The sequence below is a fragment of the Pedobacter yonginensis genome (assembly GCF_003173595.1).
Classification (GTDB): domain Bacteria; phylum Bacteroidota; class Bacteroidia; order Sphingobacteriales; family Sphingobacteriaceae; genus Pedobacter; species Pedobacter yonginense.
The window spans coordinates 670,235-686,279 of record NZ_QGNZ01000002.1 but is presented as its reverse complement, the minus strand read 5'-3'; the positions used below and the strand labels follow the sequence as shown (position 1 = coordinate 686,279).

Annotated in this window: 17 protein-coding genes; 10 read left to right on the top strand and 7 right to left on the bottom strand. The window is 38.3% G+C overall.

Going from position 1 to position 16,045, the window contains the following annotated elements:
- Positions 1 to 12: 12 nt before the first annotated feature.
- Together DHW03_RS09795 and DHW03_RS09790 are read left to right on the top strand one after the other, a co-directional pair.
- Complete coding sequence (locus tag DHW03_RS09795; RefSeq protein ID WP_109925558.1) at positions 13 to 936, top strand: hypothetical protein; 924 nt, start codon at positions 13 to 15, stop codon at positions 934 to 936.
- A 104-nt stretch (positions 937 to 1,040) separates the two neighbouring features.
- Positions 1,041 to 1,232, top strand: a complete 192-nt coding sequence (locus tag DHW03_RS09790) for a cold-shock protein (RefSeq protein WP_025141747.1) — start codon at positions 1,041 to 1,043, stop codon at positions 1,230 to 1,232.
- Positions 1,233 to 1,526: 294 nt separating this feature from the next.
- Here the strand turns inward: DHW03_RS09790 and DHW03_RS09785 are convergent, their stop codons facing one another.
- The 4 genes from DHW03_RS09785 to DHW03_RS09770 form a co-directional block, all read right to left on the bottom strand.
- Positions 1,527 to 2,024: an anti-sigma factor gene (locus DHW03_RS09785; RefSeq protein WP_109925557.1), complete on the bottom strand. Its 498-nt coding sequence runs from the start codon at positions 2,022 to 2,024 to the stop codon at positions 1,527 to 1,529.
- Positions 2,021 to 2,602: an RNA polymerase sigma factor gene (locus tag DHW03_RS09780; RefSeq protein ID WP_109925556.1), complete on the bottom strand. Its 582-nt coding sequence runs from the start codon at positions 2,600 to 2,602 to the stop codon at positions 2,021 to 2,023. Before DHW03_RS09780 ends, DHW03_RS09785 begins: the two co-directional genes overlap by 4 nt.
- 138 nt (positions 2,603 to 2,740) lie before the next feature.
- Positions 2,741 to 2,956 (bottom strand): hypothetical protein, encoded by a 216-nt coding sequence (locus DHW03_RS19325; protein WP_109925555.1) that lies wholly within the window; start codon positions 2,954 to 2,956, stop codon positions 2,741 to 2,743.
- A gap of 328 nt (positions 2,957 to 3,284) precedes the next feature.
- Positions 3,285 to 3,605, bottom strand: a complete 321-nt coding sequence (locus DHW03_RS09770) for a DMT family transporter (protein ID WP_109925554.1) — start codon at positions 3,603 to 3,605, stop codon at positions 3,285 to 3,287.
- A 154-nt stretch (positions 3,606 to 3,759) separates the two neighbouring features.
- Between DHW03_RS09770 and DHW03_RS09765 the strand changes: the two genes are divergently transcribed.
- Positions 3,760 to 4,128 carry a DUF6249 domain-containing protein gene (locus DHW03_RS09765; protein ID WP_109925553.1) on the top strand — a complete coding sequence of 123 codons (369 nt, stop codon included), beginning with the start codon at positions 3,760 to 3,762 and terminating at the stop codon, positions 4,126 to 4,128.
- Between the two features lie 397 nt (positions 4,129 to 4,525).
- Here DHW03_RS09765 and DHW03_RS09760 read toward each other — a convergent pair whose 3' ends face one another.
- Genes DHW03_RS09760 through DHW03_RS09750 form a run of 3 tightly spaced genes read right to left on the bottom strand, consistent with a single transcriptional unit; the run spans position 4,526 to position 6,648 of the window.
- Positions 4,526 to 4,966 (bottom strand): hotdog fold thioesterase, encoded by a 441-nt coding sequence (locus tag DHW03_RS09760; RefSeq protein WP_109925552.1) that lies wholly within the window; start codon positions 4,964 to 4,966, stop codon positions 4,526 to 4,528.
- Positions 4,953 to 5,462: a DinB family protein gene (locus tag DHW03_RS09755; RefSeq protein WP_109925551.1), complete on the bottom strand. Its 510-nt coding sequence runs from the start codon at positions 5,460 to 5,462 to the stop codon at positions 4,953 to 4,955. Before DHW03_RS09755 ends, DHW03_RS09760 begins: the two co-directional genes overlap by 14 nt.
- A complete protein-coding gene (locus DHW03_RS09750) occupies positions 5,443 to 6,648 on the bottom strand; it encodes a sensor histidine kinase (RefSeq protein ID WP_109926012.1) in 1,206 nt (401 codons plus the stop codon). The genes DHW03_RS09755 and DHW03_RS09750 overlap by 20 nt, the downstream gene beginning before the upstream one ends.
- 223 nt (positions 6,649 to 6,871) lie before the next feature.
- On the opposite strand from DHW03_RS09750, the gene gltX reads away from it, so the two are divergent.
- The 7 genes from gltX (at position 6,872) to DHW03_RS09715 (ending at position 16,044) form a co-directional block, all read left to right on the top strand.
- Positions 6,872 to 8,380, top strand: coding sequence for a glutamate--tRNA ligase (gene gltX, locus DHW03_RS09745; protein WP_109925550.1), 1,509 nt, complete (start codon positions 6,872 to 6,874; stop codon positions 8,378 to 8,380).
- A 172-nt stretch (positions 8,381 to 8,552) separates the two neighbouring features.
- Positions 8,553 to 9,392, top strand: a complete 840-nt coding sequence (gene ypfJ / locus DHW03_RS09740; RefSeq protein ID WP_109925549.1) for a KPN_02809 family neutral zinc metallopeptidase — start codon at positions 8,553 to 8,555, stop codon at positions 9,390 to 9,392.
- Positions 9,393 to 9,494: 102 nt separating this feature from the next.
- Positions 9,495 to 10,628, top strand: a complete 1,134-nt coding sequence (locus DHW03_RS09735) for a sensor histidine kinase (protein WP_109925548.1) — start codon at positions 9,495 to 9,497, stop codon at positions 10,626 to 10,628.
- Positions 10,629 to 10,674: 46 nt separating this feature from the next.
- Positions 10,675 to 14,262, top strand: coding sequence for a response regulator (locus DHW03_RS09730; protein WP_109925547.1), 3,588 nt, complete (start codon positions 10,675 to 10,677; stop codon positions 14,260 to 14,262).
- 17 nt (positions 14,263 to 14,279) lie between these two features.
- Positions 14,280 to 14,651, top strand: a complete 372-nt coding sequence (locus tag DHW03_RS09725) for a response regulator (RefSeq protein WP_109926011.1) — start codon at positions 14,280 to 14,282, stop codon at positions 14,649 to 14,651.
- A gap of 2 nt (positions 14,652 to 14,653) precedes the next feature.
- On the top strand, positions 14,654 to 15,472 hold the full coding sequence (locus DHW03_RS09720) for a CheR family methyltransferase (RefSeq protein ID WP_109925546.1): 819 nt from the start codon (positions 14,654 to 14,656) through the stop codon (positions 15,470 to 15,472).
- A complete protein-coding gene (locus tag DHW03_RS09715) occupies positions 15,457 to 16,044 on the top strand; it encodes a chemotaxis protein CheB (protein ID WP_109925545.1) in 588 nt (195 codons plus the stop codon). The genes DHW03_RS09720 and DHW03_RS09715 overlap by 16 nt, the downstream gene beginning before the upstream one ends.
- Position 16,045: the final 1 nt, after the last annotated feature.

Below are 16,045 nucleotides of genomic sequence, written 5' to 3'. Positions count from 1 at the left end.
TAGAATTATAAAATGATCAATAATAGTATAAAGCTCTTCTTTTTGTTGTTGCTGTTTTCCGCCTGTACCCGTACAAAAAGTACAGATGCTACTTTAAGAGATTTTACTTTTGCACCCGTAAAGGGCATTCGATACGAAGAGGTGAAAAGGCGTTTTAGCGACGGACTTTCCTTTAATAAAGAAGGTTTTATGCAAAAACCTTCTTGGATAATTGAGGTGGCAGCAGAAGATACCATGATGGCTTGGAGTCCGCAGAAGCAAATTATGCAAAAGTTTTATCTCCAATACGACCATGGGAATGTATATAACTTTGCCGAAGAATTTTTTAAAGTAAAGCACATTAGTAAAGATAGTCTGGTGTTTCAACGGGTACAGGTTGATGGAAAAGTAATCGCAGCCGATATCAGATCAGATGTGAACATGACTTTTTATGCCCAAAGCTATATCAAGAACAAATTGAAAGTTTCGGCGGCTGAATTGCAGAAAACAAGTAAACAGGATACGCTGTTCATCCAAAAAAGATCGGAGCAAGTTAATGCCAATAGCGATAGTGCATTTGCTGCATTAAAGCCAGTTCAGTTTATCCCGAAAAGTAAAATTGTAACTGTAGAGAAAATCAGCACGGTAGATAAACTGTCAAAAAGAACGGAAGCCTACGACTACATGTATCCGCAATACAAAATTGTAATCGATCGGGCCTATAAAGATTTTGCCTACCAGTGCTCTGCTGTTGTTGGTTATAATGGAGTGATCAGGATTCAGAATGCTTACGGGGTGCTACCGGAAGATGTTGAATCGAGAAAAAAAGTTATACATGGCGTGGCAGATATTTACCTTCGAAACCTTTTTAACGTAATACCAGGAACAACACTCGGTATCCCGCATAACAGCGAAATTACATTGAGCATTGTAGGAAGGGCAATTAAAAAGCCTTAGTAATCTGATATTTACAAAATTTTAACGTTAAAAAAATGTTAAAATTTATTTTGATTTCAAAAATTAAAACTTACCTTGCACACTTAATTTTAATATTTAATACAATGCAAGAAGGCACAGTAAAATTCTTCAATGTAACTAAAGGTTTTGGCTTTATCGTACCAGCTAACGGCGATAGCGAAATTTTTGTTCATTCAACAGGTCTTATCGACGAAATCCGTGAAAACGACAAAGTTCAGTACGAAGTTGCTAACGGTAAAAAAGGCTTAAACGCCGTTAATGTGAAAGTAATTTAATTTATTTATCATATTTATGGAAAGGGTTGCTCTCGAAAGAAGGCAACCCTTTCTAGTTTAAAAGGCGCTCTAATAACAACCTAACCCAACAATAAAGATAACATTCGTTGCCTTCCCTGTTTCCTTGGCAAATACTTATTGATTTAGCGTTCCAAATTTTTTCACCATCTGAGACACCTAAGGCACCTAAGAGCGAGGCGTGTAGGACTTGTTCAGATTTTCATTTTCTTCCGTGTATTCCGTATTTTGGAGGAAAAAGTGTAATAGCACGACCAAAGTAGCACATCAGCTTGACTAAGCAGCGGGTTCATCAATGAGAAACTTTGACTTTCGCTTTCTTAAATAGTAATCTATAAAAATCAATCCTAGAATTAAATCTACAAACAAGAAAATATTTATGGTTGTAGGCGTTATGATTTTTTGAGTATCAAAAGTGAGGTCAAAATTAAAACTTGGAATGGTAAAATTAGTATTGTAAGCTAAAAAGCCTAATATGCCGAAAATACAAGCCACGAAAAAACCACCAATACCGTAAATAATGCGGGTATCTACTTTCGTTTTCATTGAAACAGGTGCGGGTACTGATGCAATTTCTTCCGTTACATTTCTAATAAAAGACATCGATGGCTCCTCTAAGTCTAACTTGCTTAAAGTAAGGTTAAGCGATAAAAATGCCTCGTATTGAAGCTTCACCTGAGGATCAGAATGTATTTTGTCTTCAATGGATTTTTTCAATTCTCCCTCTAGTTGACCATCAATATAATCCCAAAGTTGTTGTTCTATTGTGTTCATAGTAGTTCCTTTACTTCATCTTTTAATAAGTATTGTAATTTCTCTTTAAGCCTTAGCCTTGCCCTATGCAATTTTACCTTTATTGTATTGGGTTCCAAATGTAAAACTTTGCCAATTTCCTCTAAACTCTGTTCGCCTTGGTAAAATAGGGTAATTATGGTGGCATCATCTGGGGGCAAAAGTGTTATGGCTTGGTTTAAAAAAGTATGACTATCCTGTTTTTCAAAACCATTTGCATTAAAGCTTGATGTATGATTTTCGAGCTGAATTAAGGTCTCCTCATCATTTATTGATGCCGTATCAATCCGTTTTTTCCGAAGAAACGTCATGGCCGTGGTGTAGGTAATGGTATAAAGCCATGTGCTAAACTTTGCCGTTTGTTTAAATGTGCCTAAAGCGCGGTAAGCTTTTACAAAGCAATCTTGCGCAATTTCTTCGGCATCTTCTCTATTTTTTGCAAAACGTAAAGCCAGTGTAAATACAAACCGTTGATGCTTTTTCACCAACAAGGCATATTGCCCGGGTTCGCCGTTCAATACGCGGTGGATCAGCTCTAAATCTGTAAATTTTTGCTCCATTTTAAGGTAAGACTACAATAACAGCTGCGAGGTTACAAGAAAGAAAAGGATTTGCAATTGGGCTTGGAATTTTCTTCTAATTTTTTTTTTGAAAACGAACGAATGGTGGTATATGGCGGCCTATAGCCCGGCTTTCCGTTACAAGTCCGCCCCGAAAAAATCGGGTTGCGGGCTTTTCACTGCAATCCGGTTTAATAATAACGCTTTGTATTTCAAACCCATCAAACACGGAAAATGAACCTGCAAATTAGCCCCGGGTGGAGCGTTACCCTGCAGGGCAGAGGCACGATGCCCGAAGCGTAAAAGCAAAACATGGGAACCGATTTTGTTTCTTACACAGGTTTTGCGCTCCATAAAAAAAGAGTTTTGTTAGTGCTGACGGCTTAATTTTGCTCTACAACGTTTTTGAAAATGAATGGACAGCCCATTTTGGCGGCCTGCAGCCCCGCTTTCCGTTGCAAGCCCGCGCTCGTGCCTCGCTTGCGGGCTTTTCACTGCAATCTGGTTTAAGATCAAGGTTTTGAGTTCCATAGCCTCAAAAAATGAAACGGAGCCTGCCCTATAGCCCCGGGTGAAGCGTTACCCTGCAGGGCAGAGGCACGATGCCCGAAGCGTAAAAGCAAAACACGGGAACCGATTTTGTTTCTTACACAGGTTTTGCGCTCCAAAAAAAAGAGTTTTATTAATGCGAGGCAAAAAACTTTAATCCAGCAATAGAGCCTATTAAAGTGCAAATGAAAAAAATTCTCCAAAAGGTTGCCGGTTCGTTGAAGTACACAATGCCGATGATTACTGTACCAACGGCTCCAATACCCGTCCATACGGCATAAGCGGTGCCCATAGGTAAAGTTTGAGAGGCCTTATTAAGTAAAATAAAACTTAATGTAATGGAAATTAAAAAACCTATGCTCCATTTTACGTTTGTAAAATTATTTGAAAGTTTTAAGCATGTTGTAAAGCCAACTTCAAAAAAGCCTGCTATGATTAATATAATCCAGTTCATAACACAAAGGTAGAGAAGTTTTTTTTGGGCGATTTGAAAACCGCTTATTATTTATTGATTATTTTCTCTGTTCGATGTAACCTGATTAAAAAGCATGTTGTCATAACACTCAGAAAACAGTTCATTTAAAAATTAACATTAAAAAATTATAATTATGGAAGGTGTATTCGTACCCATATCTATGTTCTTAGGAGCATTCGCGATGGTATTTGGAATCAGATACTTATCAAACAAAGAGAAAATGGCAATGATTGAAAGAGGGATTGACCCTAGACTAAACCGCGCTGCGGTACCGAGGCCATATTTGAGCTTAAAATTCGGGCTCTTGATGGTTGGTATTGGCTTGGGCTTATTGGTGGCATTATTTACGGTTAGAGGTGTTTTCGGTGGCGATTTAACACACGGAGAAGAAAGCCAAGCAGTGGCCATTTATTTTGGATTTGTCGGAATTTTTGGTGGTTTAGGTTTAATAACCTCATTCTTAATTGAAAAGAAGGCAATAACAACGGAGTATAGGGCATAACAACTTTCGAAATCATTTTAAGCTTGATGGTACGTGGAGACACGTACCATGGCCTTTTGTGCAAGAATTTCAAGAAATTTATATCAATAGCTAAATGCAGAAACGCACACTTCTACGAGATTTTAGCGACTAATCATTCCTGCTTTGCTGGTCTCTGGCTACATCGGTGGTTCAAAATAAATTTGGCCCGCGAGGTTAATGGTATAGGCTACACATGTTGGCTTTTAACTTTTTTTGATGGAAATTGCTACTTTGCTGAAACAGTATTTTCTTATGCGGTTCAATACAAATCTGCTCTCTAGTTTGGTGGTACTTGAGGCCACACAACGTCCCCTTTGGATAATCTCCAAAGGCTAATAAGCTTATGAATAGCGGGTGTTAGTGTCAAGTAGCAATATTAAGTAGCGAGTATGGGGTTAGGGTTGTTAATTATGGCAACGGTAAGCCTACTAATGCAATTCATTTTTCCACGTTCATCATAAATTTTAATTTCCCAAACCTGTGTTTTTGCGCCTACATGTAAGGGCTTACAAACCCCTTTAACTAAGCCGCTTTTAACTGGGCGTAAATGATTGGCGTTAACTTCTAAACCTACCGCAACATATTTTTCAGGATCGATACACATATAAGAGGCTATACTGCCCAAGGTTTCGGCCAGCACAACAGATGCGCCGCCATGTAAAATTCCAGCGGGTTGATGGGTTCTTTCATCAACGGGCATGGTTCCGACGATGTAATCCTGACCAATCTCGGTAAACCTAATATCAAGCAAAGCGCCTAAATGGTTTTTTGGCCGATTGTTGAGCTCATCTACAGTAAAATTTTTAAACCACTTCATAACGCTCTTTTAGCACTCCAACATGGTGTATGATATGACCTGCTGCAATGTATAAAATTGATTTTACCGTAATTTCTCTTGATGATGCCACGCCTTTTCTTTCTAACTCCTCTGCGTTTAGGCTTTTGAAAAAGTAAAGGTTCGCTTTACGCAGGGTGGCAAACTCTTCAATCATATCTTCATAATTGCGTTCATGAAAATGAGCATTGGTAACGTAATCATCTTCTTCAAAACCAGGCAGGTGTTGTTGTTCATTTCTGGCAAAGCAAGTCATGCGATACACAAAAATTCTTTCGCAATCGATGATGTGGCCTAGCATTTCCTTTAGTGTCCATTTGCCTTCTGCATAAGCAAAATTTTCTTTTTGTTTGTTTGATTGGAACAATGCAGGAATACTTAAAACCTGTTCTTCTAAAATCTCCAAAATATCTCCATCAACTTTACTGATGTAGGTTTCGCCCCAAGTTGGATAATCGTTAGGCTGTGGTCGGTTCATATGTTAAACTACTTTTTAATATTATTCTGAAGGTTGTACCCTTACCCAGTTCAGAGTCTTTAACAAAAATTTCTCCGCTGTGGTAGTTTTCAACAATCCTTTTGGTTAAAGATAAGCCTAAACCCCATCCACGTTTTCTGGTGGTGTAGCCGGGTTGAAAAACGGCATCAAATTTCGATCTTGGAATGCCCTTGCCGCTATCTGTTACATCGATAAACACTTGCTCCTTTGCCAAATTTTCGATAATGTTGATGGCGATAGAACCTTCATTTTCTATGGCATTTGCTGCGTTTTTCAATAAATTTTCAATCACCCAATCAAACAAAGGGATGTTGAGCATGGCCCTTACCTGATCGTCTCCGGTGATGCTGAACTTTACTTTATCTGACGTTCTTACTTTAAAATAATCAACAAAATTGCTGATGACGATATAAACTGTATGATCTTCTAAGATAGGTTTTGAACCAATTTTAGAGAAACGATCGGTAATAATTTCGAGCCGTTTAATGTCGTTCTCCATCTCCGCAATTAAGGGGTCATCCTCGGCATCGAATTTAGATTTCATCAGCTCTGTCCAAGCCATTAACGATGAAATTGGTGTACCCAACTGGTGGGCAGTTTCTTTTGCCAAGCCCACCCAAACATGGTCTTGCTCTGCCCTTCTTGATGAGCTAAATGCAGCATAGGCGGTAAGCAAGAAAAGAAAAATCACCATCATTTGTATGTATGGGAAATAGCGCAATTGGGTGAGGATAAAAGAGTCTTTGTAATAGGCCTTATAGTTTGTTCCCAAAATATTCATGTCCAAAGGCCGGTGCTGGGCTTTCATTTTACCAAGTTGATGAACAAAATAAAGGCTATCGTAAACCAGTTTTGTATCTGTAGCATAATTGGTTTTATTAGAATCCAATCCAAAGTAAGTTGTGATGTGTTCAGAAGAATCTACCACAATTACAGGTGTTTTGGTGTTTTTTCGCACACTCTCTACAATTTCTGTGAAGTTGTCGTTATCCATTAAGAACATCGAACGCTCTTGTATTTTAACCCAAAGTTGAAATTGGTTGGCTTCCTCTCGCTCCATTTTCTTAACAAAAGAATCGGTGTAAAATACTGAGGCAATGCCAATTAGGATGGCGAAAATGAGGAGGAAAAATTTCCAGCGGCGTTTCTTTTCGTACGGATTCATGCTTTGAATAGGCAAAATACAATAACAAAACGAAAAAAACACAAAACCATTATTCTTTTCTGCAAAACTAACAATCAATATTTTTAATTGTATGAGCCCTACATCTTGGTTCAAAACACGATAAAACAGATGAAAACTATATCTTTGTACCGTTTTGCGATCGACGCTTGGTTAAAACGTTAAGACCGGAAAAAACAAACGTCAATCGCCCATCAACCCAATTATGAATAAAAAAGTTAGAGTAAGATTTGCCCCAAGTCCAACTGGTGGCCTGCATTTGGGCGGTGTTCGTACCGCGTTGTTTAATTATTTGTTTGCAAAGAAAAACAATGGAACTTTCGTTTTACGTGTTGAAGATACCGATCAAAACCGCTTTGTTGAAGGTGCAGAAGAATATATAGTAGATTGTTTAAATTGGTGTGGCATTACACCCGATGAAAGCCCAGCACAGCCAGGCAATTATGGCCCATATCGTCAAAGCGAGCGCAAAGCAAGTTATAGAAAGTTCGCCGAGCAACTCATTAGCGATGGCTACGCCTATTATGCTTTTGATACCCCAGAAGAATTAGATGCGAAACGAAAAGAGATTCCAAACTTTCAATATGGGCAAGCAACCCGCATGCAAATGCGCAATTCGTTAACGCTAACCATTAGCGAGGTTGAGGATCTTTTAGCCGCAAAAACACCCCATGTAATTCGAATCAAAATTCCTGAAGATGAAATCGTCCATTTCGACGATTTAATTCGTGGTGATGTGAGCTTTGAAACAGCACAGGTTGATGATAAAGTATTGCTAAAGGCAGACGGGATGCCAACCTATCATTTAGCGGTGGTGGTTGATGATAAGGCGATGGAAATTAGTCATGCCTTTAGAGGTGAGGAGTGGTTGCCGTCGGCTCCAATTCATATTCTACTGTGGAAATATTTAGGTTGGGAAGCCGATATGCCACAATGGGCGCATTTGCCACTCATTTTAAAACCAGATGGGCATGGAAAATTAAGCAAACGCGATGGCGACCGACTAGGTTTCCCCGTGTATGCCATGAACTGGACGGATCCAAAAACAGGGGATGTTACAAAAGGCTTTAAAGAAATGGGATTTTTGCCCGAAGCCTTCATCAATATGTTAGCTTTATTGGGATGGAATGATGGTACCGACCAAGAACTTTTTAATTTGGCAGAATTGGAGGCAAAATTCGATATTGACAGAATCAGCAAGGCAGGTGCAAAATTCGATTTCGAAAAGGCCAAATGGTATAACCACGAGTGGTTAAAAGTGCAAACGGTTGAGCGATTGGCTCCCGCAGTTAAAGCGGAATTGAAAAAAGCAGCGATTGAAGTGCAAGATGATGCTTTTTTGAATACCATAATTGATTTAATTAAAGATCGTTGCACGTTATTGCCAGATTTTGTAGCGCAGAGTGGATATTTCTTTGCTGCCCCTACCGAATATGACGCAGCCTCTGTAAAACCAAAATGGACGGCAGAGAAGGCCTCGTTTTTTGAAACCTATGCCGAAAATCTTGATTTAAGAGATGCTGCATCCGCAGAGTTAAATTTTAAAGCATTGGCCGAAGAAAAAGGATTTAAACCTGGGGAATTAATGCTTCCATTTAGAGTGATGTTGGTTGGTGGAAAGTTTGGTCCAGGCGTTTTTGATATTGCTATTTTAATAGGAGTAGAAGAAACTAAGGCGAGGATTGCAAAGGCAATTGCCTTTTTTAATATTTAGTTTTAGCATAATGCAAAAACATAGCGAAGGCCTCAAGTATAAACTTGGGGCTTTTGATTTTGAACGGCTACAACCCAAAAGAATAAAACTACGATAATACAGAAAAATAATTTATACTTTAGTCTAACAATTTTCAATGACGATGGTTATTCATTAAAAAAAATATATAAGCATGCAGTGGTTTGGTAAAGGAAGTAATAATGTAGAAGACGGCAGAAGCGGGGGCGGTGGTAAAACTGTTCTTGGCGGTGGTATTGGCTTGATTGTTATCGTTTTAGGTTTGTTTTTTGGTAAAGATTTAAGTGGATTGGTTGGCCAAATCCCGGCAACGGATAATACCGAAGTTAAGCAGGGGGTACCGCAAAACGATCCGCAAGCTCAATTTGTTTCAGGCGTTTTAGAATCCACAGAACAAGTTTGGGATCAGGAATTCAAAGCAATGGGTAAGCAATACGAATACCCTAAACTTAGATTGTTTAGAGAAGCTGTCCAAACGGCTTGCGGTAATGCCAGCGCTAACGTGGGTCCTTTTTACTGTCCTGGAGATCAAAAGGTATATATTGATTTGTCGTTTTACGATGAATTAAAAAATCGTTTTGGCGCCGCAGGGGATTTTGCTCAAGCCTATGTAATCGCTCATGAAGTGGGTCATCATGTACAAAATCTATTGGGCATTTCAGAAAAATTAGATCAGGCACGCGGGCAGGTTAGCGAGAAAGAATACAACCGATTATCGGTAAAATTGGAGCTTCAAGCCGATTTTTTTGCCGGACTTTGGGCGCATAATGCGCAAAACTTAAAAGATTTTAAATTAGATGAAGGCGATATTGAAGAAGCATTAACCGCAGCAAATGCCATTGGCGATGATAAGTTGCAAAAACAAGCCACAGGAGATGTTCAGCCAGATTCTTTCACCCATGGAACTTCCCAGCAGCGAATGTATTGGTTTAAAAAGGGTTTTGAAACTGGCGACATTAAGCAAGGCGACACCTTTAATTCAAATAATTTGTAAAAATTAAAACTTTTTTAACCATCTGTTGTTTGTTCACAGTTAAGGAGAATTTTTCTCCGTACCAAACATAATTATCCCGGCTCCTTATTTGTTTTATCAAACATGATCCTTATAGTTGATGATAGGCCTGAAAACCTAATCTCTTTATCCAAAGTACTCCAAGCACATAATTTTGAGGTTGATACCGCATCATCTGGTGAAGAAGCGCTAAAAAAGGTACTCAAAAATAACTACGTACTGATTATTCTTGATGTTCAAATGCCAGAAATGGACGGTTTTGAAGTTGCAGAAGCCATTTCCGGATTTAGTAAAGCAAAAGATACCGCCATCATTTTTTTATCGGCGGTAAATACCGAACTCAAATTTATTACCAAGGGTTACTTAAGCGGGGGCTTAGATTATATCACTAAGCCTGTTGATATTAATGTGCTCTTGCTCAAAATAAAAACCTTCTATCGCATTTATGACCAAAGCAGAAAGCTAAACGAAGTTCAAGAAAAGTTATTAGAAGAAATTGAGTTTCGAAAGCAGGCCGAACATAAAAAGGATGAATTTATCAGCATTGCGAGCCACGAATTGAAAACTCCACTAACCAGCGTTAAGGGATACATACAGTTGCTTCAGCGAAGCATTAATAAGGATGATAAGGTTACAGCCCAAAACCATTTAAACAAGGCTAGCATCCAGCTTGAAAAATTAAACGATTTAATTGTCGATTTACTCGACATCTCCAAAATCGAAAGCGGAAAGCTCAAATTTAACATGCAATCCTTTTGTGCAGATAATATGGTTAATAATGCCATAGAAATGCTACAACAAAATTTTCCCGACTTCAAAATCACCAAACTCGGTAAAACAGAAGAAATGGTTTTTGGAGATGAAATCCGCCTCGAGCAAGTGGTCATCAATTTTATTACCAATGCAATAAAATATGCACCAGGAACCAACCAAGTAAATGTTACCATCAACATAAAAGACGGTAAACTGTACCTAGCCGTTAAAGATTTTGGAATTGGAATAGATACTGAACAACAACAAAAAATATTCGAAAAATTTTACAGAGTAGAAGAAAGTAGCAACCGCTTTAATGGCTTGGGTATTGGCTTGTATATCTGCTCAGAAATTATTAAAAGACACGGGGGCACAATAGGTGTAAATAGTGTACTTAACGAAGGTTCAGAATTTTATTTCATAATTCCAATTACAGAAGAAAACATGATCGCTATCGAAAATTAGCCCATCAAAATTTCCCGTCATCTCACAACAAAATACTTCCTAACACATGAAAACAACTCTTAAAAATAATTTACGCTTAGGCTTAGGCTTATCGCTAATTATTCTTTTTATCAGTTCACTTGCCTCATACGTAAGCATAAGCAACCTCATTAAAAGTACTGAACTTGTTAAACACAGTGATGAGATTATCTTGAATGTGGAGGGTGTTATTTCTACACTAAAAGACGCAGAAACTGGTCAAAGAGGCTACCTTTTAACGGGGAATAAAATTTTTTTAGAACCCTATAATGGCGCTTCGGATAGAGCTTTAAAAGCCATAGCGGATATCGAAGCGAGTACAAAAGATAATCCTGCACAACAAAAAGCCATTGCTGAGCTTAGAAACATTCTTACCCGGAGATTAGACATCATAAAGTCAACTATAGAGATAAAATCTTTAGGTGGCAGGGTAGATCCAACTGTATTGTTCCAAGGCAAAACCTATATGGATCAGGCCAGAGCAACCGTTAACAGAATGGTTAAAGAAGAAAGAAGATTGTTGGACGTAAGAACCATTGAACTTAATAAGTTAACTTCCTATACACCGATGCTCATTTTAATCGCAGCAATTTTGGCGATTTTAATTACCCTGTTTTTTTATAGAAAGGTTTCTGTCGATTTTGATGAGCGTGTTAAACTTCAAAAAGAAATTGAAGATAAGAAGCTGGAGATGGAAAAACGCATTGCTGCCATTAAAGAAATCGCTTATCAAATTTCTAATGGTAATTACGGCGTTAAATTAGATGAACAATCTAAAGATGATATTGGCGAGCTATCCGAGTCGCTAAATACGATGTCGTTTTCGCTCAAAAAATCATTCGATACACTTGCAGAAAATGAATGGTTGCAAACAGGTGTTGCCAATTTGAATGTAAAGATGGTTGGCGAAAAAGATGTTTTCCATTTGGCTGATGATATTATCGAATTTTTGGTTGCTTATACAAAAAGCCAAGTTGGTGCGATTTATTTGTTTAAAGATGACGGCTATCTTCATTTAAAGGGACAATATGCATTGCATAAACAAAAGCTTGCTAATGTTATTGAGCTGGGGCAAGGCTTAATTGGTCAGGCCGTAAAGTCAGGCAAATCAATTCTATTAGAGGATGTTCCGCAAGGCGAGATCACGGTAAGTTACGCTACAGGAAACATTACACCCGCTCAGTTGCTGGTGTTGCCAATTATAAGGAACGGAATGTCAATCGGTGGCTTGGAGTTGGGTACTATTAACCGCTTTTCCGACCTACAATTGCATTTTTTAAACCTGGTTTTGAGTGATGTTGGAACAGCGTTACTGGGTGCTCAAAACAGACAAAAGTTACAACAACTGTTGGAAGAAACTCAGGCTCAATCAGAAGAATTGCAGGTTCAGCACAATGAACTGGAAGGGATGAATGCTGAGCTAGAAGCCCAATCTCAAAAGCTTCAAGCCTCAGAAGAAGAACTGCGCGTTCAACAAGAAGAATTGCTTCAAAGTAATCAAGAACTTGAAGAAAGAAGCAGTCTCTTAGAAGAAAAAAATGAGCTCATTGAAGAGCGCAATGCCGAAATTCAGCAAAAGGCCGAAGCCTTAGAACTGAGCACGAAATATAAATCAGAATTTCTGGCCAACATGTCTCACGAGCTGAGAACACCTTTAAATTCAATCTTATTACTATCCAGATTGATGGCAGAAAACGAGGAGATTGAAAAAGAACATCAAGAATATGCGCAAGTAATTCAGAGCTCTGGCCAAGGTTTGTTAAGCTTAATCGACGAAATCTTGGATCTCTCTAAAATTGAGGCAGGCAAAATGGAGCTCGATCAGGCCAACATCAAGGTTGATGAAATCATCAACAATATGCGCTCCTTGTTTAATCCTTTGGCAAAAGATAAGAACTTGCAATTGGTTATCGACAAAACCAGCGATGTGCCAGAATTTTTCAATACCGATAAAATGCGCTTAGAGCAGATATTGAAGAACCTTTTATCTAACGCAATTAAATTTACCAGCAAAGGTTCTGTTGTTTTAAATATTGTTAAAAATGAAAAGTTAAATGCCATCATTTTTAAAGTAACCGATACCGGTGTAGGTATCGCACCCGAAAAACAAGGTATGGTGTTTGAGGCATTCCAGCAGGCAGATGGATCAACTAGGCGTAAATTTGGCGGTACAGGCTTAGGCTTATCCATCAGTAGAGAACTCGCTAAACTTTTAGGCGGTTACATCGATTTAAAAAGTAAAGAAGGAGAGGGTAGTATATTTACCTTAACCCTTCCAATTGATACAAATAAAGGTTTTGAAGGCACCATTCCTTGGGAAAAACCTGCGGAGGTTGCTGTACCCGAAACACCAGTTAAAAAAGTAAGCAACTTAACGGTTTCCAATATCCCACAAGAAATTGAGGATGACCGCGACAATATTCAAGAAAACGATAAAGTAATTTTGATTGTTGAAGATGATACCCCTTTTGCCAAAACCCTGCTCGATTTTACCCGCAAAAGAAATTACAAAGGCCTAGTTGCTGTTCGTGGTGATGTTGGCATTGAGATGGCAAAGGCCTACAAACCAGTAGCTATTTTGCTTGATATTCAACTACCCATAAAAGATGGATGGCAGGTAATGGAGGAATTAAAATCCAATCCTGAAACGCGTCCAATTCCTGTGCATATCATGTCGTCGTTGCAGGTAAAGAAAGAAAGTTTGCTAAAAGGAGCGGTTGATTTTATCAATAAGCCTTTTGCTTTCGAGCACATGCAAGAAATATTTCACAAGCTAGAACATGCGTTAAGTCGCCACCCTAAAAAGGTGCTGATTGTTGAAGAAAACGAGCAACATGCCAAGGCTCTAAGTTATTTTTTAAGCAATTTCAACATCCAAACCGAAGTTGTTAATCAGGTAAGTCAAGGCGTTTCGGCACTCAATAAACCAGATATCAACTGCGTAATTTTAGATATGGGCATTCCAGATAAGCATGCTTATGAAACGCTGGAAGTGGTGAAGAAAACGCCAGGTTTAGAAAACTTGCCAATTATTATTTTCACAGGTAAGAGTTTATCAAAAGGAGAAGAAAACAGAATTAAGCAGTATGCCGATTCTATCGTTGTAAAAACAGCGCATTCTTATCAGCGAATATTAGACGAGGCGGGTTTATTTCTTCATCTGGTAGAGGAAAAAAGCAAAGAAAAAAATAAAACGCCAAAGCACTTTTCTGAGTTACAGGATGTTTTAAAAGGCAAAACGGTATTGGTGGCAGATGATGATGTTCGAAACATTTTCTCTTTAACCAAAGTTTTGGAGCAACATCAAATGAAGGTTTTAGCTGCAACTGATGGCAAGGAAGCCTTAAAATTATTGGGTGAAAATGCGAATGTGGATGTGGTTTTGATGGATATGATGATGCCAGAGCTTGATGGCTACGAAACCACAACTGCAATCCGTCAGGACTTTAAATATAGAAATTTGCCAATTTTGGCCGTAACCGCAAAAGCCATGATGGGCGATAGAGAGAAATGTATTGCTGCGGGCGCATCAGATTATATTAGCAAGCCTGTGGATATGGATCAACTTATTTCGCTTTTACGGGTTTGGCTTTACGAAAATCATCACAATTCTTAACCTCTTTTTTAAAAAATATGCCTAAAAAATTAATCCTCATAATTGATGATGACAACCGAAACATTTTTGCCTTAAAAGCTGTTTTAAAGGCCAAAGGTTTTGATTGCGTTTCTGCATCGAGCGCACAGGAGGGTTTCTCCATTATGGAAGAAAACGATCATGTTGCTATCGTTTTAATGGATATGATGATGCCAGATTTAGATGGCTATCAAGCTATTTCAGTAATGAAGAAATCTGCTAGAATGCAAAATATTCCGGTTTTGGCGGTAACCGCACAAGCCATGGTGGGTGATAAGGAGCGCTGCCTATCAGCGGGCGCATCCGGATATGTATCAAAACCGATAAATGTGGATGAATTGTTAATACAAATAGAAAATTTTACTAATTAGAAGTGATAAGTGATGCGATTGATAACGAACAAGTAGAGATTCTGTTAAACGATGTTTTAGAAGCTCACGGATACGACTTTCTGGAATATTCGCACGCATCTATTAAACGGAGAATTACACGCTTGTACGCCATAGATAATTTTGTAAGTTTTGCTGAGTTTAGGTACACGATAAAAAGCGATAAGCAATATTTCAAGCGTTTTCTGGAAGAAATTACGGTAAACGTTACCGAGATGTTTCGCGATCCAAGCTTTTACAAAGCACTTAGAAATGATGTTTTACCAGTTTTGGGCACTTACCCTTTCATCAGAATTTGGGTAGCAGGTTGCTCTACCGGAGAGGAAGCTTACTCTTTAGCCATCGTTTTGAAAGAGCTTAATCTATTAACAAAATCATTAATCTACGCAACAGATATTAACCCTTCCGTACTGGAAAAGGCAAAAAAAGGCATGTTTCCGCTTAACTACTTAAAACAGTATTCAGAAAATTATGTAAATTCTGGAGGCATTAAAGATTTTTCAAGTTATTACACCGCCAATTATACCCTTGCAAAATTCGACGAATCTTTAAATTCGAAAATGATATTTTCTACACACAATTTGGTGTCTGACCATTCATTTAACGAATTCCAGTTAATTTTGTGCAGAAACGTGCTGATCTATTTTGATAAGGATTTGCAACATAAAGTCTTCAACCTATTTGATAACAGCATCGAAAAACTCGGCTACATTGCCTTGGGCAGTAAAGAAAGTTTAGAGTTTTGGCCAAAAGCTAAGGAATACAAACGAGTTAAAACCGAAAAAATATGGCGGAAACTTTAACGCCTAAAGCCGATATCGCCTTGGTTATTGGTGGCTCCGCTGGCAGTTTAGATGTTCTGTTGGAAATCTTTCCTGCATTAAGTGCTAACATAGATTTCCCTGTAGTTCTGGTTATTCATCGAAAAGCCAATAACGAAAGCTTACTAATTGACTTGCTCCAAAGCAGAACAGGATTAACCGTAAGTGAGGCAGAAGAAAAAGCTGCATTACAAGCTGGTAATGTGTACATTGCACCTGCAGATTATCATTTATTAATTGAAGGCAATAAGACTTTTTCTCTAGATTATTCGGAAAAAGTTAACTATTCAAGGCCTTCTATTGATGTCACATTTCAATCGGCGGCAGAGGTATATAAAGAGCAGTTGGTTTGCATATTGTTGTCTGGCTCTAACGCAGATGGCGTAAATGGCCTAAAATTTGTAAACAATTTTGGGGGTAAAGTGGTTATACAAAATCCTTCAACTGCAATTATGCCGTATATGCCACAGCAAGCCGTTAATAGGGTAAAAACAGATTACGTTTTACACGCCACCGAAATGGCAGAATTTATTAATAATTTAATTAAACAATAAG

Excerpts from the sequence above, each read along its gene's own strand:
- DHW03_RS19325 (WP_109925555.1), bottom strand. The coding sequence starts at position 2,956 with ATGGAGCGCAAAACCTGTGTAAGAAACAAAATCGGTTCCCATGTTTTG.
- DHW03_RS09795 (WP_109925558.1), top strand. The coding sequence starts at position 13 with ATGATCAATAATAGTATAAAGCTCTTCTTTTTGTTGTTGCTGTTTTCC.
- DHW03_RS09715 (WP_109925545.1), top strand. The coding sequence starts at position 15,457 with ATGGCGGAAACTTTAACGCCTAAAGCCGATATCGCCTTGGTTATTGGT.
- DHW03_RS09765 (WP_109925553.1), top strand. The coding sequence starts at position 3,760 with ATGGAAGGTGTATTCGTACCCATATCTATGTTCTTAGGAGCATTCGCG.
- DHW03_RS09735 (WP_109925548.1), top strand. The coding sequence starts at position 9,495 with ATGATCCTTATAGTTGATGATAGGCCTGAAAACCTAATCTCTTTATCC.
- DHW03_RS09785 (WP_109925557.1), bottom strand. The coding sequence starts at position 2,024 with ATGAACACAATAGAACAACAACTTTGGGATTATATTGATGGTCAACTA.
- DHW03_RS09725 (WP_109926011.1), top strand. The coding sequence starts at position 14,280 with ATGCCTAAAAAATTAATCCTCATAATTGATGATGACAACCGAAACATT.
- DHW03_RS09755 (WP_109925551.1), bottom strand. The coding sequence starts at position 5,462 with ATGAACCGACCACAGCCTAACGATTATCCAACTTGGGGCGAAACCTAC.
- DHW03_RS09770 (WP_109925554.1), bottom strand. The coding sequence starts at position 3,605 with ATGAACTGGATTATATTAATCATAGCAGGCTTTTTTGAAGTTGGCTTT.
- DHW03_RS09730 (WP_109925547.1), top strand. The coding sequence starts at position 10,675 with ATGAAAACAACTCTTAAAAATAATTTACGCTTAGGCTTAGGCTTATCG.
- ypfJ (WP_109925549.1), top strand. The coding sequence starts at position 8,553 with ATGCAGTGGTTTGGTAAAGGAAGTAATAATGTAGAAGACGGCAGAAGC.
- gltX (WP_109925550.1), top strand. The coding sequence starts at position 6,872 with ATGAATAAAAAAGTTAGAGTAAGATTTGCCCCAAGTCCAACTGGTGGC.
- DHW03_RS09750 (WP_109926012.1), bottom strand. The coding sequence starts at position 6,648 with ATGAATCCGTACGAAAAGAAACGCCGCTGGAAATTTTTCCTCCTCATT.
- DHW03_RS09780 (WP_109925556.1), bottom strand. The coding sequence starts at position 2,602 with ATGGAGCAAAAATTTACAGATTTAGAGCTGATCCACCGCGTATTGAAC.
- DHW03_RS09790 (WP_025141747.1), top strand. The coding sequence starts at position 1,041 with ATGCAAGAAGGCACAGTAAAATTCTTCAATGTAACTAAAGGTTTTGGC.
- DHW03_RS09760 (WP_109925552.1), bottom strand. The coding sequence starts at position 4,966 with ATGAAGTGGTTTAAAAATTTTACTGTAGATGAGCTCAACAATCGGCCA.